General features: G+C 46.2%; 18 protein-coding genes, 1 other RNA gene, 1 pseudogene and 1 riboswitch. Of the genes and pseudogenes, 12 read left to right on the forward strand and 8 right to left on the reverse strand.

The window, feature by feature from the left end:
• Positions 1-68 precede the first annotated feature (68 nt).
• The 6 genes from ACIQZ3_RS06180 to ACIQZ3_RS06205 all read left to right on the forward strand — a co-directional run bounded on the left by ACIQZ3_RS06180 (position 69) and on the right by ACIQZ3_RS06205 (position 7,070).
• Positions 69-1,664 carry a leucyl aminopeptidase gene (locus ACIQZ3_RS06180; RefSeq protein ID WP_397391376.1) on the forward strand — a complete coding sequence of 532 codons (1,596 nt, stop codon included), beginning with the start codon at positions 69-71 and terminating at the stop codon, positions 1,662-1,664.
• A 12-nt stretch (positions 1,665-1,676) separates the two neighbouring features.
• A complete protein-coding gene (locus ACIQZ3_RS06185) occupies positions 1,677-2,141 on the forward strand; it encodes a DNA polymerase III subunit chi (protein WP_397391331.1) in 465 nt (154 codons plus the stop codon).
• A gap of 19 nt (positions 2,142-2,160) precedes the next feature.
• Positions 2,161-2,958 (forward strand): prolipoprotein diacylglyceryl transferase, encoded by a 798-nt coding sequence (gene lgt, locus ACIQZ3_RS06190; protein WP_397391333.1) that lies wholly within the window; start codon positions 2,161-2,163, stop codon positions 2,956-2,958.
• Positions 2,959-3,085: 127 nt separating this feature from the next.
• On the forward strand, positions 3,086-4,390 hold the full coding sequence (locus ACIQZ3_RS06195; RefSeq protein WP_397391335.1) for a malonyl-CoA decarboxylase: 1,305 nt from the start codon (positions 3,086-3,088) through the stop codon (positions 4,388-4,390).
• A 118-nt stretch (positions 4,391-4,508) separates the two neighbouring features.
• Positions 4,509-5,507: a Bug family tripartite tricarboxylate transporter substrate binding protein gene (locus ACIQZ3_RS06200; protein WP_397391337.1), complete on the forward strand. Its 999-nt coding sequence runs from the start codon at positions 4,509-4,511 to the stop codon at positions 5,505-5,507.
• A 39-nt stretch (positions 5,508-5,546) separates the two neighbouring features.
• The gene (locus ACIQZ3_RS06205) at positions 5,547-7,070 is read left to right on the forward strand and encodes a malonyl-CoA synthase (protein WP_397391339.1); all 1,524 of its coding nucleotides are present in this window, start codon (positions 5,547-5,549) and stop codon (positions 7,068-7,070) included.
• Positions 7,071-7,087: 17 nt separating this feature from the next.
• On the opposite strand, the gene ACIQZ3_RS06210 is transcribed toward ACIQZ3_RS06205, so the two are convergent.
• From ACIQZ3_RS06210 to ACIQZ3_RS06245, 8 genes and pseudogenes are all read right to left on the reverse strand, one after another.
• Positions 7,088-7,906: a sulfite exporter TauE/SafE family protein gene (locus tag ACIQZ3_RS06210; RefSeq protein ID WP_397391341.1), complete on the reverse strand. Its 819-nt coding sequence runs from the start codon at positions 7,904-7,906 to the stop codon at positions 7,088-7,090.
• Positions 7,907-8,125, reverse strand: a non-coding RNA gene (gene ssrS, locus ACIQZ3_RS06215) — 6S RNA. It lies immediately after the preceding gene.
• Between the two features lie 99 nt (positions 8,126-8,224).
• Positions 8,225-8,455: pseudogene (locus ACIQZ3_RS06220) on the reverse strand (cell division protein ZapA); the annotation flags it as partial.
• Positions 8,430-8,714: a hypothetical protein gene (locus ACIQZ3_RS06225; protein ID WP_397391343.1), complete on the reverse strand. Its 285-nt coding sequence runs from the start codon at positions 8,712-8,714 to the stop codon at positions 8,430-8,432. The gene ACIQZ3_RS06225 and the pseudogene ACIQZ3_RS06220, both read right to left, overlap by 26 nt.
• 51 nt (positions 8,715-8,765) lie before the next feature.
• A complete protein-coding gene (locus ACIQZ3_RS06230; protein WP_397391345.1) occupies positions 8,766-9,527 on the reverse strand; it encodes an ABC transporter ATP-binding protein in 762 nt (253 codons plus the stop codon).
• Positions 9,524-10,501: a FecCD family ABC transporter permease gene (locus ACIQZ3_RS06235; protein ID WP_397391347.1), complete on the reverse strand. Its 978-nt coding sequence runs from the start codon at positions 10,499-10,501 to the stop codon at positions 9,524-9,526. Before ACIQZ3_RS06235 ends, ACIQZ3_RS06230 begins: the two co-directional genes overlap by 4 nt.
• Positions 10,501-11,394: an ABC transporter substrate-binding protein gene (locus tag ACIQZ3_RS06240; RefSeq protein ID WP_397391348.1), complete on the reverse strand. Its 894-nt coding sequence runs from the start codon at positions 11,392-11,394 to the stop codon at positions 10,501-10,503. Before ACIQZ3_RS06240 ends, ACIQZ3_RS06235 begins: the two co-directional genes overlap by 1 nt.
• A gap of 21 nt (positions 11,395-11,415) precedes the next feature.
• On the reverse strand, positions 11,416-13,419 hold the full coding sequence (locus ACIQZ3_RS06245; protein ID WP_397391350.1) for a TonB-dependent receptor: 2,004 nt from the start codon (positions 13,417-13,419) through the stop codon (positions 11,416-11,418).
• 147 nt (positions 13,420-13,566) lie between these two features.
• Positions 13,567-13,782: riboswitch (cobalamin riboswitch) on the reverse strand.
• Positions 13,783-13,852: 70 nt separating this feature from the next.
• Between ACIQZ3_RS06245 and ACIQZ3_RS06250 the strand changes: the two genes are divergently transcribed.
• The 6 genes from ACIQZ3_RS06250 to ACIQZ3_RS06275 all read left to right on the forward strand — a co-directional run bounded on the left by ACIQZ3_RS06250 (position 13,853) and on the right by ACIQZ3_RS06275 (position 20,422).
• Complete coding sequence (locus tag ACIQZ3_RS06250) at positions 13,853-14,470, forward strand: Crp/Fnr family transcriptional regulator (RefSeq protein ID WP_397391352.1); 618 nt, start codon at positions 13,853-13,855, stop codon at positions 14,468-14,470.
• A 212-nt stretch (positions 14,471-14,682) separates the two neighbouring features.
• Positions 14,683-16,392, forward strand: coding sequence for an oxalyl-CoA decarboxylase (oxc, locus tag ACIQZ3_RS06255; RefSeq protein WP_397391354.1), 1,710 nt, complete (start codon positions 14,683-14,685; stop codon positions 16,390-16,392).
• Between the two features lie 76 nt (positions 16,393-16,468).
• Positions 16,469-17,719 (forward strand): formyl-CoA transferase, encoded by a 1,251-nt coding sequence (gene frc / locus ACIQZ3_RS06260; protein WP_397391356.1) that lies wholly within the window; start codon positions 16,469-16,471, stop codon positions 17,717-17,719.
• A 95-nt stretch (positions 17,720-17,814) separates the two neighbouring features.
• Positions 17,815-18,237 (forward strand): PAS domain-containing protein, encoded by a 423-nt coding sequence (locus ACIQZ3_RS06265; RefSeq protein ID WP_397391358.1) that lies wholly within the window; start codon positions 17,815-17,817, stop codon positions 18,235-18,237.
• A 135-nt stretch (positions 18,238-18,372) separates the two neighbouring features.
• The gene (gene frc / locus ACIQZ3_RS06270) at positions 18,373-19,620 is read left to right on the forward strand and encodes a formyl-CoA transferase (RefSeq protein ID WP_397391360.1); all 1,248 of its coding nucleotides are present in this window, start codon (positions 18,373-18,375) and stop codon (positions 19,618-19,620) included.
• Between the two features lies 1 nt (position 19,621).
• Positions 19,622-20,422: a methionyl-tRNA formyltransferase gene (locus ACIQZ3_RS06275; protein WP_397391362.1), complete on the forward strand. Its 801-nt coding sequence runs from the start codon at positions 19,622-19,624 to the stop codon at positions 20,420-20,422.
• Positions 20,423-20,494 lie beyond the last annotated feature (72 nt).

A 20,494-nucleotide genomic window follows, 5' to 3' on the forward strand; every position in this document is an offset into this window, starting at 1 on the left:
GAGGATAATGGATAAACACCCATTTTTTCCCTTGAATTGACTTAAAAATACCGTAAGACATTATGACTATTCAATTTAGCACCAAGATTTTCGCGCAAGCCGATCTAAATAACCCCAAACAACTTAAGGCGAGCCTAAGTACTCTATTGGCACAGAGCTCCGATTGTCTGGTTTTGGCCTACTCAAAGGTAGATTTAGACGCTTTATCGGCTGGCAAGTCCAAGTTAGGACTTTTAGTCGAATTGGATCGCTTGCTTGGTGGCTCGATCACCCACGCAAATTTGGTGGGCGATCTTGATGGTCAGTCAGCCTCTACCTGTGTAATTCGTGCTGAAAAATCCTGGGCAACCTCTGGCGCAAAGGTTAAGCGCATACTTTTGGTATCCCTGGGAGATGTTGCTCCTGCTGGCGCACGTAGCCTCAATGCCTATTCAAAAATTGCTCGCGCCGCATTAAAGCAGTTAAGTGGCGGCTCCATTCAAAGTGCTTTGTGGTTTATCCCCAGTTTTGCTTTGGGGCACCGTGCTGAGTTCGTCGCCGAAGAGGTGCGCCTGACGATTCAATATGCTGGTGATCAGGCATATCGCTTTGGAGTGCGACAACCTGCCATGAAATTCAAGGCCAAAGATAAGGCAGATACTTTTACTCATCTCATTTTTGCAGGCAACGACACTTGTGCGAAAGAGTTGAAGGCGGCTGTACCAGAGGGTGCAGCAATGGTGGAGGGCATGAACTTAGCCAAAGACTTGGGTAATTTGCCTCCGAATATTTGTACGCCAACTTACTTAGGAAAAGCGGCGCAAGGCCTAAGCAAAAAGACTGCACTTAAGGTTGAAGTTTTAGGTCGCAAGCAAATTGAAGCATTGGGTATGGGCTCATTCTTATCTGTAGCTAAGGGTTCGGATACGCCGCCACAATTTATTGTGATGCGACACCAAGGCGGCAAGGCTGGCGAGGCACCGATTGTGTTGGTAGGCAAGGGAATTACGTTTGATACCGGCGGAATTTCCTTGAAGCCTGGTGAAGCTATGGATGAGATGAAATACGACATGTGTGGTGCTGCATCTGTGATTGGAACGATGTATGCAACCGCCCTGATGAAGTTGAAAAAGAATGTCATTGGCGTCATTCCGACTTGTGAAAATATGCCATCTGGCCAAGCTACTCGTCCAGGTGACATTGTGAAAAGTATGTCTGGACAAACAATTGAGATTCTGAATACGGATGCTGAAGGTCGCTTGATCTTGTGCGATGCCCTAACTTATGTAGAGCGCTTTAAGCCTAAGGCTGTGATTGATGTGGCTACTTTAACGGGTGCTTGCATGATTGCATTGGGTCACGTGCATAGCGGCGTGTTCTCTGATGACGAGGGTTTGGTCGGTGCACTTACTAAGGCGGGCCATGCTTCTTTAGATACCGTATGGCGTTTACCTTTGGATGCGGCATACCACGAACAACTTAAATCTAATTTCGCAGATGTGGCCAATATTGGCGGACGCCCAGCGGGTAGCGTTACTGCAGCCTGCTTCTTATCGCGCTTTACCGAAAAATATAAATGGGCTCACTTAGACATCGCTGGTACCGCTTGGAAAAGTGGCGCCGCTAAAGGTTCAACTGGTCGCCCAGTGCCATTGCTCGTAAATTACTTGCTAGAACAAAAGTAGAAGACAGCGCTGATGGCCCGCATTGATTTTCATAGCAACGTTAGCGATAAGCTGGAATACGCCTGTCGCTTAACACGCAAGATCTGGAGTACTACACCCGCTGGCGAACCCGTGCGTCATATCGTGATGGTGGGTGAGAAGGCGGATCTCAAAAAGCTAGATGAGCTTCTATGGGCATTTAGTGCGGTGGATTTCTTGCCCCATTGTTTTATTGATGATGAGGCGGCAATGGATACACCCATTTTGCTGACAGATGATTTCTTGTCACCAGCTTTATCTCAGTTACCACATGCAGACGTTCTGATTCATTTGGGAATGCGTATGCCATCTGATGTTCCAGGGTTGCTTGCACGCTTTCCTCGTCTCGTTGAGGTGGTGACTATCAATGAAGCAGAGCGCCTTGCAGGTCGCGAGCGCTATAAGGCCTACCGTGACTTAGGTCATGAGTTGCATAACTTTGATCAATCTAAAGCGTGATGATTAGCCGCTACCAAGTATGCTGATTCATCCAGAATTTGATCCTGCCGCAATTCGTATTGGCTCGTTTGCCATTCATTGGTATGGCTTGATGTATCTCTTGGCCTTTGCTCAATTTTTGTTGCTAGGTCGTCTGCGCATACGCGCTGCACGCTATCAATCTTTAGGTTGGTCATATAAAGACCTTGAAGATCTTTTGTTTGCCGGCGTTTTGGGTGTAGTGCTTGGCGGTCGTTTGGGTTACATCCTGTTTTATATGCCTGCTTACTATTTTGCAAACCCTCTGAGCATCTTCAAGATATGGGAAGGTGGCATGTCCTTTCATGGTGGACTGCTCGGTGTTTTGCTGGCCTTACTTTGGTTTGCTTATCGTCGCAAGGTTTCATTTTTTGTGGTGAGTGACTTAGTTGCACCACTGGTGCCTTTTGGTTTGGCATTTGGTCGCTTAGGCAATTTCATTAATGGTGAGTTGTGGGGTAGGCCGACAGACTTGCCTTGGGCCATGGTGTTTCCAATGGTTGACTCCATACCCCGACATCCTTCTCAGATCTATCAGTTCTTTGGCGAAGGAATTTGCTTAGGCATCATCCTTTGGATTTATTCCAGCAAGCCACGTCGGGTGGGGCAAGTTTCAGGATTATTTTTGTTGGGCTATGGGCTTTGCCGCTTTTTGGCAGAATTTGCCCGTGAGCCTGATGCCTTCTTGGGTCTCTTGGGCCTTGGCCTATCCATGGGGCAGTGGCTTTCTCTGCCCATGATCATTTTCGGAATTTACCTTATAGTTAGAGTAAATGCGAAAAACGGCAGCTATCAGTAGTTAAAAACAGTTTTTCTGGGTCTTTTGTAGTCAATTCCTTAAGATTGGCTAGATTCCCCATGAAGCATCAGGTTTTTGATGAATTTGCCCAATTTCTGACTATTTTCACTTCAATTGAAAGACATCCATGCTTGAGAAGTTAACCAAAGCTCGAAATTTGTCCAAGGCAAATAATGCTATTAAGCGTTTGATATCCGAGAGGGGCGAATCGAACGCGCTCAGCATGGCTGATGACGTGGTCAATAACTATCGTAAATTAACTAAAGATCAGTACGTATCTTTCTTCACTTTTCTTTTTGAAAAGCTAAATCCTCAGGCTGACGCGGTGTTGAAAGCGGCGCAAAATTTTGTTGCTGATTCCAGTGCGCGCAATTACATCCAATTGCAAAAAGTTTCCGAGTCTCCTCGCCAAGAATTTTTTCGTCGTCTTAATCGCGCAAGTCAAGGCACTGCCGCTGTAGTAGAAATGCGCCGAGATTTATTGCAATTACTTGATAAAAAACCAGAGCTAGCTGCAGTCGATTTTGATTTACGCCACCTCCTATCCTCATGGTTCAATCCAGGCTTTCTAAAAATGCACCGGGTTGACTGGAAATCTCCGGCTGAGGTGCTCGAGAAGCTCATTAAGCATGAGGCAGTACATGCTATTGATGGTTGGGATGATTTGCGTCGTCGCCTCCAGCCAGATCGTCGTTGCTTCGCTTTCTTTCATCCTCAGCTTCCTAGCGAACCTCTTATTTTTGTTGAGGTTGCGCTCTTGCCTGAGATTCCAACGGTGATTACTCCGTTAGTGGACAAGAGGGCGGATGTAGTGGATCAAACCTCTCAATACAAGGTTGCCGTTTTCTATTCGATTAGCAACTGTGAGCCTGGGCTTCGTGGTGTGTCGATGGGTAACTTTTTAATTAAGCGGGTAGCAGAGCAATTACATGCTGAATTTCCCGGAATAAAAACATTTGTCACGTTGTCGCCGATTCCAGGATTTATGGATTGGGTTGCTGCAGGCGCTAATTTGGGTGAAGGTGTGCCGTCTGAAAGATTAAAGCCGAACCTCAAGGCAGCCAGAGATACTGCATTAGCAGTGTTAAAGCTTGAGAGTCAATCATGGAGCGAGAGCTTAGCTGGGGGCTGGCATCCTGATCTGGCTTCTGAGAAGGAAAAAGAGGCGTTGTTATGCTTAGCAGGCATCTATTTAGGCCTCGCTTCAACTGCGCGCGATGGTAATCCGGTAGCGAAATTTCATCTTGGAAACGGCGCGAAACTCCATTTAATCAACTGGGCGGGTGATTTATCCCGCAAAGGATTACGCCAGTCTGCTGGCCTGATGGTGAATTACCTGTATGACTTAGGAAGCGTGGAAGATAATCATGAACGCTTCGCCAATGGTGAAATTGTGTATTCCAAAGCCGTAGGTCGCTTAATGGCGCCCTAGTGTTAAAGCTAGGGCTAACTTCTGCTGAAAAGCGGAAGTCCCCTTAGAATCAGGGGTTAATAGTTAGTTGTGAAAACAAAACCAACGCAATAGTTGGTAAAAGATAAAGGAGACAAGCATGTTTACTAAAACAAACAGCAATTCTGTATTCTCATTGAGCACCTTGAAAAAAGCGCTGTTTTTAATTTGCGCAGCCCCCCTTGCCGTAATGGCTCAAGAGTGGCCAAACAAACCCATTACTTTTGTTGTGCCTTTTCCTGCTGGTGGGGGTACTGATGCCTTTGCCCGTCCTTTGGCTGCGCAACTAACAAAGCAGTTGGGCAAACAAATCATCATCGATAACCGTGGCGGCGCTGGCGGTACATTGGGTGCATCCTTGGCTGCTAAAGCAGCTCCAGACGGCTATAGCTTTTTTGTTGGTGCAGCTCATCATGCAATCGCTCCTTCCATGTATCCAAACTTGGATTACGACATTGAGAAAAGCTTTATCCCAGTTGCAATGATTGCTAGCCCACCTCAAGTCATCGTGGTGAACCCAAAGAATGTTCAAGTTAAAAACTTAAAAGAATTTATTGAGCTCTTGAAAAAGAATCCAGGCAAGTTCAACTACGCTAGTGCTGGTAATGGCTCTTCACATCACTTGGCTGGCGAGCAGTTCAAAATGTTGACCAAGACCTTTATTACCCATATTCCTTATCGCGGTGCAGGCCCGGCTATGCAAGACCTGATTGCAGGCCAGGTGGATGTGGAGTTTGATGGTTTAGGCTCATCAGCAGCACAAATCAAAAATGGTTCAATCGTTGCTTTAGCGGTTGCATCACAGAAGCGTTCTGCTGCATTTCCAAATGTACCTACAGCGGCCGAGGCTGGTTTAGTGGGCTACGAGGTGTCAACTTGGTATGGCCTGTTTGCTCCTAAGGGAACTCCTCAGCCTATCGTTGACAAGATGATTGCTGAGGTGCAAAAAGCACTCAATACCCCTGAGTTGAAAACAATTTGGACCAATAACGGTTCAGATACACCAACTTTGACTGGTGATGTTTTTGGCAAATTTGTATCCGCAGACATTAAGCGTTGGGCTGCAGTGGCTAAGGCCTCTGGCGCAAAGCTTGATTAACAATTTGATTTAATTTACTGGTTTGGATTTGAGGCTCTAATGAATTTATATTCCTTATTGGAAAAAGGTTTTCCAAAAGATAAGCAGGCATGTGCACTAGAAACGCATGATGGGTTGTATTACTCCTGGAGTGATCTAGAGCGCGCTACTGCCAAAATGGCGAACCTTCTCAAGAGTCTCAAACTACCCGCAGGATCTCGTATTGCGGTGCAGGTTGAGAAATCTCCTGAAGCGCTCTTTCTGTACCTCGCTACTATTAAGGCGGGCTACGTTTATCTGCCTCTGAATACCGCTTACCAAGCAGCAGAAATTCAATACTTCTTAGAGAATGCTGAGCCTGCAGTCGTAGTTTGCAGTAGCAAGAATTTCTCCTGGGTATCTAAGGTTGCTTTTAAGGCTGGCACTAAGCATGTCTTTACTTTGGATGAAGATCGCAAGGGCACTCTATTGGAGCGCTCTGCTGGTCAAAGCGATAAGTTCAAAACAGTCGCCGTTAAAGATGATGACTTGGCGGCAATCTTGTATACCTCCGGCACAACTGGCCGCAGCAAAGGCGCAATGTTGACCCATAAAAACTTGGGAAGCAATGCTCAAGTGCTACAGAAGTTTTGGGGTTGGAAAAAAGGCGATGTTTTATTGCATGCACTCCCGATCTTCCACGTTCATGGATTATTTGTGGCTGCGCATGGTGCATTAATTAACGGCAGCAAAATGATTTGGTTGCCACGATTGGATACTGCGCAATTAATTCATCACATGCCGAACTCCACTGTGATGATGGGTGTACCAACGTTCTATGTACGCCTACTTGCAGATAAGGGTTTCAGTAAAAACGTTGCACGCAATATGCGTCTGTTTGTTTCTGGCTCCGCGCCCTTGCTGACTGAAACATTTAATTCTTTCAAAGAGTTGATTGGCCAACCGATTCTTGAGCGCTATGGCATGAGTGAGACCGTGATGTTGGTTTCTAATCCATACAAAGGCAATCGCGTAGGTGGATCAGTGGGCTTGCCTTTACCGGGCGTCAAAGTTCGCGTGGTGAATGAGGGTAATAAGCCATGTGGTGTTGATGAAATCGGCAGCATTCAGGTTAAGGGTCCAAATATATTCAAGGGCTACTGGCGCATGCCAGAAAAAACCGCTGAGGAATTTACCAATGACGGCTGGTTTAAGACTGGTGACGTCGGTCGCTGGGGTGGTGATGCCAATGGCGGTAAAGCGCCTAAGGACTACCTCTGCATCGTTGGTCGCAGCAAGGATCTGATTATTTCTGGTGGCTATAACGTCTATCCAAAAGAAATCGAGAGCTTTATTGATGACATGGACGGCGTAGATGAAAGTGCTGTGATCGGTATTCCACACCCAGACTTTGGTGAGGCGGTAATCGCGGTAGTAGTGCCAAAAGCAGGCGCTAAATTAGATGCGCAAGCAATGATCGCCACACTCAAAACGCAAATTGCGAATTTCAAGATTCCAAAGCGTTTAGAGATTGTTGCTGACTTGCCCCGTAACGCTATGGGTAAAGTGCAGAAGAATATTCTGCGTCAGCAATACACCAGCTAACAGCAGAAAATACTGGCTTAGAAACCGAATGCCTTGCGGCTTTCATTAAACATGAAGGCCGCAAGCATAAACAGCATCACACCAAAGATGCGTTTGAGTTGAGCTACATTGAGTTTTCTGGCCATTTTTGCGCCAAGCGGGGCGGTGAATATACTGACCGCCACAATGCAGAGTACTGCTGGAACATAAACAAAACCCAGTGAGCCTGCGGGAAGGTTGGGGTTGCCCCAGCTTCCATGCATGTAACCGATCGTGGCTGCAGCCGCAATCGGAAATCCTAATCCCGAAGAACTTGCCATAGCGGTATGTGGTTTTACATTACACCAAAGCATGAATGGCACGGTAATAAATGCTCCGCCTGCGCCAACCAAACTGGCAATCACTCCTGTTAGCGCTCCGAATGAGAAAAGTCCAAGGGTTCCTGGCAAATCTCTTCCGGCCGCAGGTTTTTTATTGATGATCATTTGTATCGACGTGTAGATGATAAAAATGGCAAAGAATAGAGATAGCCAAGAGGTATTGATTGCTTCAAAAATCTCACTACCGCCAACAAGACTGCCAATCACTAGACCTGGGCTGAGTGATGCCACCAACTTCCAATCGATAGAGTTGTGTTTGTGATGCGCCCAGATTGCTGAGGTAGTTGTAAAGAGGATGGTTGCCATCCCAGTTGCGATGGCCATATGTACGATGACATTTTGACCGAATCCTAAATGATTAAAGACCACAATCATGAAGGGTACCAAAATCATGCCGCCACCAATACCCAGGAGTCCTGCTAGGAAGCCAGATATGCTTCCACACAACATCAGCATTGCGATATCGGTTATTGACATGAATTCCCCGCCTTAGCCGCTAGGCCGTCATCCTGAACCCTAAGGTTCAAGGTGGAACGGCTACTCTGCTTCGGGTGCATTAAGAAGTTCAGGGAGTGAACAGCGCGAAGCTGCCACTGTGAAGATTCAAAACGCTCACGCCCACAGTGTAAAGATCGTTCCTGATGCTTGCGCATCGGTTCAAGGAGCTATTGGCCTTGGCGAACCAGGCAGGGAAAGGCTTTGCATCAGAGCATCCACTTGATCTTCCAGAGTATGAATTTCATTCTGGAGTCGAGCAACCTCTTCGGGATTGGAGGTGGAGGATGTGCTCTGCGCAGTATTTTGTTGGGGTGTTGTTTGCAACTTAATAAGATCGCCAGCAATCTTAAGTGCAGCCATCATGCTGGCGCGCTCAATGCTGCGGTTACCACCGTTAATTGCCAGCTGAATTTGTTCGTCCACTAATGTGCATGCTGCGCGAAGTAATGGCTCATGTTCAGCGCTGGTTGCTAATGTGATCTTTTGACCGGCGAGGGTTACTTCAATGCGTTGTTGGCTCATTGTCATCCTCTGGATTGGTTGGTGTCACGGGCTCGCCGAGTAAGTTCAATTGACGTCCGTCACTTTGTTCTGGCAGACGACTTAAAATATGCTGTATTCGTTTTTGTGCATTCTCAATTTTCGTTTCAAGCTGGCTGCGATCTTGATGTAGCGCCTTAACGGCATCGGAGATCAGTTGAATTTTCTTGGATAGCCTCTGTAGTGATACAGCTATCGAATCAGATTCAGTGGAGTCGCTTGGGACGTGAGGGGTGTACTCGGTCATATAGGCATTGTAGCCTCAGGGAAAAGCTTTGTGAAACCTCCGATTTTGGGCTTAATTGGGTAAAGCTATCCAATCACTGCCAAGCTTTTCTAGGTGAATACGGCCATCAAATAAGCTTATGAGGGCTTGATGGGTTGCAGGATCTTGACTTGACCCTTGAAAATGCAGTTTGCCCCTATTGAGCATGACCACATGGTCGGCTCGGAGCGCAAAATGGATTTCATGCAGCACCGTTACCAAGGTTTTACCTTGCGCCAGCAGATTACCTTGCCATTTTAAGAAATCGGCTTGATGAGGTGGGTCTAAATTGGCTAGTGGCTCATCCATCAGGAGGATGTCCGAGTCCACGGCAAGAAGACGGGCCAATAAGACTCGCTGACGTTCGCCCCCTGATAGCTGATGCAACGGGCGTTGATGTAAATGCCAGGCATCAGTATGTCGCAAAGCTTGCTCAACTACGGTGTGATCGGTCTTAGAAGGCAGGTGCAGCCAACCTTGATGAGGTAGACGTCCCAGCATAACGGTGTCATACACACTAAGAGAGTCGCCAAATTCATCTGCAGTGTTTGAAGCTTGATCAAGCCAAGCTATTTTCTTCGCAAGATCCTTGTGAGTGAATGATGAAAGATTGACCTCATCAATTGTGATTAACCCATCACGCTTGAGTAAGCCCATCATTGCTTGTAGGAGGGAGGATTTACCTGCACCATTAGGTCCAATGACGCTAGTCCACTTTCCCTGGGGAATATCTAAATTCAGGTCAGAGAGGACGGCGCATGGGCCTCTATATACATTGAGTTGGCAGATTTTCATGAGCGCGCTCCAATAGAGGTGCTTCTCAGTAGAACCAGTAAATATATGCCGCCTAAGACCGATGTCACAACGCCAACTGGAATTTCAATTGGCGCAAAGAGAGTGCGTGCAATCAAATCTGAGCTCAGTAATAAGATGCCACCGCCCAGGCAGGAGAATACAAGTTGAATTCTTTGCCGCCCACCAGAAAGCTTTCTGACTAAGTGCGGAGCTGCCAACCCAACAAATGCTACTAAGCCAGTTTGCGCAACAGCGCAGCCAGTTCCAAGCGCAAGAACGCCAATCAAAACCAGACGTAGTTGGTCTAGTGGCAAGCCTAAGGTGCGGGCAGTATTTTCTCCGAGTGATAACGCGTCAAGTGCAGGGCTGATGATGAGAGTGATTAAAAAGCAAATTAATAATGCAATCGCCATAATCTCGACACCAGACCAATTCAGCAGCGTTGTATTGCCCAGCATAAAAGATTGAATACTTTGAAATAGATCCGGGCGTATGAATGTAAATAAAGAATTTGCTGCGCCTAAGATCACGCTAATCACCACTCCGGACAATAAGAGGCGCAAGGAGCTGCGATATCCGCCAGCTAAAACTAGTGAGGCGAGAACGCCAATTAGCGCCCCAAGGAATGCGCCACCATTAAACCCAATGATTTCCATCCAAGAGTTACCAAGATAGGCAAAGCAAAGAATGCTACTCACACCAAGCAGTGCGCCAGATGCGCTCCCAAGGAGATAGGGATCGGCTAAGGGGTTACGAAATAGGCTTTGTGCAATACCGCCAGCAAGTCCCAGTAGAGCTCCAGCAAGATAGGCGCCCAATGATCGCGGAAGTCGAATGTCAAACAAAATAGTTTGATCCGATCCTGGCAAATTCCAACTGGAACCTACGCTTCCAAGCAGGGTCCCAAGCAACACTAGAGCCGCGCTCAGAATGAGGAGTCCTGATAACTTGCCAAGAAAATGATTTTTTTGCATTACCGAGATGATGACATTTTCTCTTGGATGCAAGCGGAAATAATTAGTGCAGCCTCTCCCATGCGTGGTCCAGGGCGAACCAAGACATCATTTTGTTGGCCGGTAAACACACAAATTCGGTTCTTAGAAACTGCTGGAATGGAATTCCATCCAGGACGCTTCTGAATATCAGCTGCCGTTGATTCAGTCGGGAGAATGACATCGGGTTTAGCCTGCACCACAAACTCAGGATTAATTTTTGGAAATGGACCAAGCGATTTTGGAATGATGTTCACCAAATCCAATTGAGTCAGAATTTCACCAATAAAAGAGGTGCTGCCAGCGGCAAAGGGCGCAGGATTGACTTCAAAGTACACGCGAATACTTTCACCCTTAGTTGATAGCTGTTTATTAGCGCGCAGGATTTCTTTCTGGATTTGATTCCATACTCGACCGCTCTCGGAGGTCCCTAATACAAGATCTAGCTTCTGAAGGGCGCGTTCCTCGTCACTCATCGATTTAACATCTAGTACAAATGTGTTGATGCCTAAGCCATTTAATCGAGTAATCACCGGAGAGGCTTTCTCTAGCAATACAACATCTGGCTTGAGCTGCACAATGCGCTCGATATTGATTTCACCCATGCCACCTAGCTTAGGCAAATCCTGAATTGATTTTGGCCAATTGGAGAATCGATCAACACCAACCAAAGCGCTGCATTTACCTAAAGCACAAACAGATTCGGTGAGGGAAGGTAGCAGACTCACAATGCGCTGAGGTGGTTTATCAAACACCACTACAACGCCTCGATCATCAGTCACCGAAACTGGCGCTGCAAAAACAGCCAATGAAAATCCCAGAAGGAATAAAAGAGCTCCGACGATAAGATAGCGAGAGCGAATCGAGGAAGCCATGTCGTTGAAAATATTCTAAATTTAGAAGTTATATTTTGCGGTTACAAAATAGGTTGTTGGTGTTGTAGGGTAGTGGTAATAGCCTTTAACGGTGTCATAGCCACCTGTTGTTGCGTAGGAATTTCCACCAATATTTTTAACTATAAATTTAGCTTCGAAAGTCTTTACTTTATAGCTGGCATATACATCTGCAGCTACATATGATGGAATCTTTGCCAATGAATTTGTTATGTTTGGGTCGGCATCGTAGTTTTGATTCCCCACATAATTAATCACTGCGCCAGCACTCCATGCGCTATTAAACATGTACTGGGCTCGAACATTTAGAAGTAGATCTGGGGATAGTCCGACACCTACCCCGGCAGAGGAGCCGGTGCTAAAGGTGGATCTTTGAATTTTTCCGCCAGCTGCTAGAGTTAGATTTCGGGTGATGTTGCTTGAGGAGTCAAAAAGGAAACCCGTACGATTGATGTTGCTGATGGTGTTAATGTTTCCATAGGTGGCCGGGTCGTAGCGAATTTCATTTTGCGTGATTGATTGGAAGATGAGGGCTGAAATGTGAGATTGATAAATGCTCCAATCACCTCCAGCTGAATATGTTTGAGAAATTTGTGGTTTTAGAATGCCGTTGAATATCGGCGCGCCATAGCCTCCATTCGCATTTGGATCAAATCCCCAGAATTCATCTGTATTTGGAAATCGATAAGACTGATCCCATTTGATGAATATTTTTTGTCCTGATTGATAGTTGTAATTCAATGCAGCATTGCCAGCATTAGCTGAGTATTTTTGACTTGCAGTAATTGCTGAGCCAGACGAGAAATCATTTGTAGACGCATTCTGCGCTTGATGTCTGAAGCCCCCGCTAGCTTCTAATCCATTGACCATTCTTAATGGAATTCGTGAGACGAGATACACCGATTGATTGATGATGCCTGCGTTTTGCTGAAGACTGGTCGTGCCAAAAGTTGAGCCTGAAGAGCTGCTTTGAGAGGCTTGATTAAAGTCATATCCAACAACCGTTGTCCCCCACTCACCAAAGTTTGCTTTCACCTTTGGAGAGACTGCAAGCTGCCAGTTTGGATATAAAAGATAGTAAGGTGAGGCCGGGATATTGGAGTTGGAATTTTTATTTGAATATGTCCCATCAATATCAAAGGTAAGTCGATCAGTGAGGGCTTTAATAAAGCCAGCCCTAATTCCCGAGTTATCGGTGGTGGTGGTCGATCCAATAAATGCAGCTCTAGCAGATTGAGGGTTACCTGTTCCCGCTTGACCTAGTACCGACCCTGGCGTCTGAGAGTGTGAGTGGTTAAAGAATATGTCGGCATAGATTTGATCGATGCCACCCAGTGCTTGAGTTAATTTGGCATCAAATGAGTAGGCATTTGCTGCTGAGTTTTGTCTCCACCCATCTGTATTTGATGTATTGGCAGTAAGTTGAATTGTTGTGTCATTAATCTTGTTGCGCAAAATTGCATTGCCAATTACGGTGTTGTAGCTTCCATAAGTAACTGAGGTTTGGTTTAGATTTTTTGCGCCGCCATTGGTAATGATGTTGATAACGCCTCCCACGGCTCCATTTCCGTATTGGACACTTGCTCCGCCTTGTAGAGCCTCAATTCGTTCGATTGAGTCTATTGGGATAGATTCCCAGTTGATGGTGCCCGAATCTATAGGGTTTAATCGTTGTCCATCCACCAATATCAGTGTGGTGCTGTTTGCAGTAGCGCCGTAGCCGCCCATATCTACCGAGGTATCGAGATTTAGAGGGTTGCCACTAGAGTTTTTGACATTCAAGCCACCAATCTGCGAGAGCACCTCTGGAATATTGTTCGAGCTTGAATTTGCTATCTCATCACGTGTAATCACTTTGACATTGGCGGGAGCTTCATTGAGGTTTTCTTCAAAGCGTGAGCCGGAGACTATTACTGTCGACTGAGAGTTTTGAGCTGCCGAATTGAATGTTATTGCTGCGCCGCAAAGTAGGGCAACTAGCGTTTTACTGCTGAACTGCTGCTTCATGATGAACCTTCTGCCTTCGAGTCACCTGGCTCACTTCCCCGTAAGCTGGGTCGAACAGAATTCCACTTTATGAGAGTTCAGGCGTCAATTGGGCATCAGACCAGTTTGTTTGGTGATGCTTCATCGGCGCGCGAGGGTCCCCGTCCGCAAAATTCCACCTGTCTTGGCCGGTATCCGGGCTAGTAAATCTCAGAATCTGGCCTTCCCATGCAATTGACGCGCACAGTGGCTTACTCAGACTCCTGACACCTTCACCTGAAAGTTAGGGCGCATTTACTTACCGTTGCGGGGGCAGCACACGTTTAGTGTTTCCCGTTTAACTTTATTGCGCTGCAATAAAGCACCACGACCCCTGAATTCTAGCTCAGACCGGGGTCGAATCGGCCTAAAACCCTAAAAAAGCCTACAATAAGGGCTCTAGGATTAAGGATTCATGACGGCATTAGACAAGCACCCCGAAAAAAACCTGATTCGTTTGCAGCTGAGCCAAAACTCGGTGTTAAAAAGCTTGGATCCTGAAACAATGGCTGATTTAGAGCGCCATTTAGTCATTTCAGACCTCAAAAAATCAGAAATCCTGCTTCATCAAGGTGATCACCAGATGGAGCAGTACTTTGTGCTGGACGGAATCTTGAAACGCATTGTTTCTAGTGCCGATGCAAAAGAGATGATTTTGCGTTTTGCTATCGAAAAAGATATTGAAACGAGCTATGCAGCTTGGCGCCTCAAGACGGCGGCCCCATACAGCATTGCCTCGGTAACCAAAGCCCGTGTTGCGCGTATGCCGCTTAAGAAGTGGGCCGAGTTTTTGGATGCCCACAAGCCTCTCAAAGAAAGCTTTGAGTTTGAGGTCATGCGCCTCATGAGCGAGATCATGGCCCATACGATCACCTTGCATATGCTCGACGCCCCAGGCCGAGTAGAGCGGTTTTTACGTAAATACGAAGACTTATTTGAGCTTCTCCCCAAGAAAGAGCTGGCTGCCTACCTCAATCTGTCCCCAGAGACTTTGAGCCGCCTAAAAACAAAGCATAAAGAGCTCTTTATCTAATTAGAAACCCCCAGTTGCTTCTAGATTTCAGGGGAAATTGACCGAAGTCAATGATGAACGCCGGCCCCAGGCTTAAGATTCATCTCAGCCTCAACGGGTAAGCTTATGGTTGCCCGTGGCACTACTAATAACTTAATTGGAGACAGTTAGCGAAAGCTAAGTTGCACTGAACATCTTGTGCGTTCGGGCGGTGTAATTAACTATAAATTTCTATGACAACAGATAATCAAAATACCCAAGTCACCGATGGCTTCCATCTCGTTATTGATGCTTTAAAAGCAAATGACCTAGATACTATTTTCGGTCTCGTTGGTATTCCAATTACCGACTTGTGCCGTTTGGCTCAAGCTGAAGGGTTGCGCTTCATTGGTTTCCGTCACGAACAGCACGCAGGTAATGCTGCAGCAATTGCTGGTTACATGACTCAAAAGCCTGGTATTTGCATGACTGTGTCAGCACCTGGTTTCTTAAATGGTTTAACAGCCTTGGCAAATGCCACAGTGAACTGTTTCCCAATGATTTTGATTTCTGGTTCAAGCGAACGTGAAATCGTTGACTTGCAGCAGGGTGATTACGAAGAGATGGATCAGCTCAATGCGGCTAAGCCATATTGCAAAGCTGCATATCGTATTAATCACATTGAAGATATCGGTATTGGTTTTGCGCGCGCTATTCGTGCAGCTGTTTCTGGTCGTCCGGGCGGCGTGTACTTAGACTTGCCTGCACAACTATTGGCTCAAACAATGCCAGTGGAAGAAGCTAAGAAGTCTATCTTCAAAGTGATCGATCCAATTCCACGTCAAATCCCTGCGGCTGATGCTGTAGAGCGTGCCTTGAATGTATTGAAAGGCGCCAAGCGTCCATTGATCCTCTTGGGCAAAGGCGCTGCTTATGCTCAAGCCGATGCGGATATTCGTGCATTGATTGAGAAGTCTGGTATTCCTTACTTGCCGATGTCGATGGCTAAAGGTTTGTTGCCAGACAATCACCCACAATCTGCTTCTGCAGCACGTTCATTTGTATTGGCTGAAGCTGATGCGGTGATGTTGGTTGGTGCGCGTTTGAACTGGTTGCTTGCACACGGTAAAGGTAAAACATGGGGCAAAGATCCCAAGAAATTTATCCAAATCGATATTCAATCAAACGAAGTGGATAGCAACGTACAAATTGATGCTCCATTGATTGGTGATATTGGCTCTGTTGTTGGTGAGCTCTTAAAAGGAATTGCTGCTGTTCCTAAGCCAAGCGCTGAATGGATTAGCGCAATCAATGAGAAGAAAGATAAGAACTTAGCGAAGATGGCTGAGACTCTTGCCAAAGAAGCTTCACCAATGAACTTCCACGGCGCATTGCGCGCGATTCGTGATGTGATCAAGAAGAACCCAGATGTGAACTTGGTTAACGAAGGTGCAAATACACTCGACTATTGCCGCGCAATTGTGGACATGTATAAGCCACGTAAACGTTTCGATTCCGGTACTTGGGGAATTATGGGTATTGGTATGGGCTACGCCATTGGCGCTGCTGTAACTAGCGGCTTGCCAACAGTTGCGGTTGAGGGTGATAGCGCATTTGGTTTTAGCGGTATGGAGTTGGAAACAATTTGCCGTTACAACTTGCCAATCGCTACAGTGGTGTTTAATAACAACGGTGTGTATCGTGGTACTGACGTAAATCCAACTGGTGGTGCAGATGTTGCTCCAACAGTATTCGTTAAAAATGCCCGTTACGACAAGATGATCGAGGCATTTGGTGGTGTTGGTTACTACGTAACTACTCCAGCTGAATTAGAAGCAGCTTTGACTAAAGCAATTGCTGAAGGTAAGCCTGCTTTGATTAATGCCGTGATTGATGAGACAGCTGGTACAGAGAGTGGACGTTTAACTAACTTGAATCCATCAACTGCAGCAGGTAAGAAGTAATCCGAAAGCAATTAATCAGTAATTTCTTAAGAACAAATTTAGCAATACACAAGCAAGACCTTAAGGAGAATCAAACATGACTAAACCATTAGACGGCATTCGTATCATCGACTTCACACACGTACAGGCAGGTCCTGCATGTACTCAGCTATTGGCTTGGTACGGCGCAGATGTGATCAAGGTAGAGCGTCCAGGTTCTGGCGACGTAACTCGTAGCCAGTTACGCGATATCCCAGGTGCAGATGCTTTGTACTTCACTATGTTGAACGGTAACAAGCGTTCTTTGACTTTGGATACTAAGACTCAAGAAGGTAAAGAAGTTTTAGAGAAGATGATCAAGACTTCTGATGTGATGGTTGAGAACTTTGGTCCAGGCGCTTTGGATCGTATGGGTTTTAGCTGGGCACGTATTCAGGAGTTAAATCCAAAGATGATCATGGCTTCTGTAAAAGGCTTTAGCGATGGTCACTCTTATGAAGACTTAAAAGTGTATGAGAACGTTGCTCAGTGCGCTGGTGGTGCCGCTTCTACAACTGGCTTCTGGGATGGTCCTCCAACAGTTTCTGCTGCTGCTTTGGGCGATAGCAATACTGGTATGCATTTGGCAATTGGTATCTTGACTGCATTGATGCAGCGTCAAAAAACTGGCAAAGGTCAAAAAGTTTCTTGCTCAATGCAAGATGCTGTATTGAACTTGTGCCGTGTGAAGTTGCGCGATCAACAGCGTTTGGACAAAATTGGCTACCTCGAAGAGTATCCACAATATCCGCATGGCACATTCTCTGATGTAGTTCCACGTGGCGGTAACGCTGGTGGTGGCGGTCAGCCAGGTTGGGTATTGAAGTGTAAGGGTTGGGAAGCAGATCCTAATGCCTATATCTACTTCACTATTCAAGGTCATGCTTGGGAGCCAATCACTAAAGCTTTGGGCAAACCAGAGTGGGCAACAGATCCAGCCTACATGACTGCTGAAGCGCGTCAAGATAAGATTTTTGACATCTTCGCAACAATTGAAGAGTGGCTCAAGGACAAAACTAAGTACGAAGCTGTGGATATTCTCCGCAAGTTCGATATTCCTTGTGCACCAGTACTCTCAATGAAAGAATTGGCTGCATCTCCTGATTTGCGTAAGAGTGGTTCTATCGTTGAAGTTGACCACAAAGTTCGTGGCAAGTATTTGACAATTGGTAGCCCAATCAAGTTCTCTGATTTGGAAATCGAAGTTGGTCCATCACCAGTATTAGGTGAGCACACCAATGAAGTATTGACTGACCTTGGCTATAGCGCTGATGACATCGCTAAGTTACATGCAGCAAAAGCGGTTTAATAACAATTAGCATTACTTGTTTTAGTTTTGAAGGCGCTCCTCGTGGGCGCCTTTTTTATTCACCTAGATCAAGCTAATGTCTATAGACTGACAGTATGAAAACGAATATTGATTTAAACCAATTGCTTGACTGTATTGGTGACGCGGTAGTGGTTGCCGATGCCCATGAAAAGATTGTTCTTTGGAATGCCGCTGCCACCAGAATTTTTGGCTATTCTGAGGAAGAGGCGCTTGGCAATACCTTGGATTTGATAGTTCCCGAGCGCCAACGTCAAAGGCATAACGAGGGTTACAGCAAATCCATGGAGACAGGAACTACACGTTACGGCACTTCATTATTGAAGGTTCCAGCAAGGCACAAAGATGGACGTACTTTATCCATCGCCTTTACCGTGGGCATGTTGTTTGATGAGAAACATCAGGCTAATGGTGTGGCCGCAGTGATTCGTGATGAGACTGAGCGTTTTGCCGAAGAAAGGGCTCTTAAAAAGCGGCTTTCTGATCTTGAAAATCAATAAATTTGCACTCAAATAGCTAATATGGGGCATCCCTTGCTAGATGTGCTCAATAAGTAGGCATGCCATGTTGCACCGCAATCCGCCGCTGGCAAAATTGGCTTAATTCAAAATTTCAATCTTATTAGGACTTTAATCATGGCAAAAGCATTAGAAGGGGTGAAAGTCCTCGACTTTACGCACGTTCAATCCGGCCCAACTTGCACTCAGTTGCTCGCGTGGTTCGGTGCGGATGTAATCAAAGTTGAAAAATCAGGTGAGGGTGATGCCACTCGCGGTCAATTGCGTGATATCCCTGATGCGGATAGTTTGTATTTCACCATGTTGAACCATAACAAACGTTCAATCACCGTGAATACCAAAACCCCAAAAGGCAAAGAAATTCTAGAGCGCTTGATCAAAGAATGTGATGTTCTGGTTGAGAACTTTGCTCCTGGCGCATTAGATCGCATGGGATTTTCTTGGGAACGCATCCAAGAACTCAATCCGATGATGATCATGGCATCTGTAAAAGGTTTTGGTCCTGGTCCTTACGAGGACTGCAAAGTTTATGAAAACGTAGCGCAGTGTGCTGGCGGCTCAGCATCGACTACTGGTTTTGATGATGGCCCTCCTATGGTGACTGGTGCTCAGATTGGTGATAGCGGGACCGGCTTGCATTTGGCGCTCGGTATTGTGACTGCGCTATATCAACGCACTCACTCTGGTCGCGGACAAAAAGTATTGGCAGCAATGCAAGATGCAGTATTAAATTTATGTCGTGTGAAGTTGCGTGATCAACAGCGCTTAGAGCGTAACGGCACAATGCAAGAGTACCCACAGTTTCCAAATGGCGAGTTTGGTGACTCTGTACCCCGCGCTGGCAATGCCTCTGGCGGTGGTCAACCTGGTTGGATTGTCAAATGCAAAGGCTGGGAAACAGATCCTAATTCCTATATGTATGTCATCGTGCAAGCCCCAGTTTGGGAAGCGATTTGCAAGGTAATCGGTCGTGAAGATTGGATTACAGATGTACGTTTTGCTTCACCAATGGCCCGCTTGCCGCACCTGATGGAAATTTTCGGTGAAATTGAAAAATGGACAATGACTAAGACGAAGTTTGAAGTCATGGATATTTTGAATAAATACGATATTCCTTGCGGCCCAATTTTATCGATGAAAGAAATTTCAGAAGAGCCAGCATTGCGTGCTACTGGAACTGTTGTTGAAGTAGATCATCCAATTCGTGGCAAGTACCTCACTGTGGGTAATCCAATCAAGATGTCTGACAGCCCAACAGACGTTACACGTTCACCGTTATTAGGTGAGCATACTGATGAGATCCTTAGTGAATTGGGTTACTCAACCGATGAGTTGATTAGTCTTCGTCACGATAAGGTGATCTAAGATGCGTGTTGCGCTGATTGGGAGTGCGGATTTTGGTAAAGCGGCCTTAGAGGCTTTTTTAGATCGTGGCGACGAAGTTGTTGCCGTGTTTTGTCCGCCGGACAATCCAAAATCAACCAAGCCTGAAGTGCTTAAAGAGGTGGCGATTGCAAGAGGCTTGACCCCCTTGCAATTTGCCTCTCTTAAAGGCCCTGAGGCAGCGCAAGCAATGATTGATTGCAAGGCTGATATCTGTGTGATGGCCTATGTGCTTCAGTTTGTATCGCAAGAGCTTTGTAAGATTCCAAAGCACGGCACTATTCAGTATCACCCATCACTCCTACCTAAGTACCGCGGCCCTAGCGCCATTAATTGGGCGATTGCATTGGGTGAAGAGAAGGCGGGCTTAACTATCTTCCGCCCATCCGATGATTTGGATGAAGGTGAAGTTATTTTGCAAAAAGAGGTCGCTATTGGTCCTGATGGCACCTTGGGCAAGATTTACTTTGATCATCTTTTCCCGGATGGCGTGAAGGCGTTACTTGAGGCTGCCGATCTCGTCGTTGCCAATAAACATCAAGAAATTGTTCAGGATGAGTCACAGGCAAATTACGAGGGCTGGTTTGATGCGAATGCCGCTCAAATTCATTGGGCTACTCACATTAGCCAGATCTACAACTTAATTCGTGCATGCAATCCTGCGCCTGGCGCTTGGACTAAGTTTGGCGAGCAAAAAGTGCAGATCTACGACTGTCACAAGCATGTAGCAGCTACTTTTGGTTCAGTCAAGGGCAAGCCTGGTGAAGTTCTCAAATTACCCTAGATTCTTTCTTTGTCACCTGCCATGGCGGACAAATCGAAGTCCTTAAAGCAAAAGGTGCCGCAGGAAAAGTAA

This window comes from Polynucleobacter sp. (genome assembly GCF_044342855.1).
In the GTDB taxonomy this organism is placed as follows: Bacteria; Pseudomonadota; Gammaproteobacteria; order Burkholderiales; family Burkholderiaceae; genus Polynucleobacter.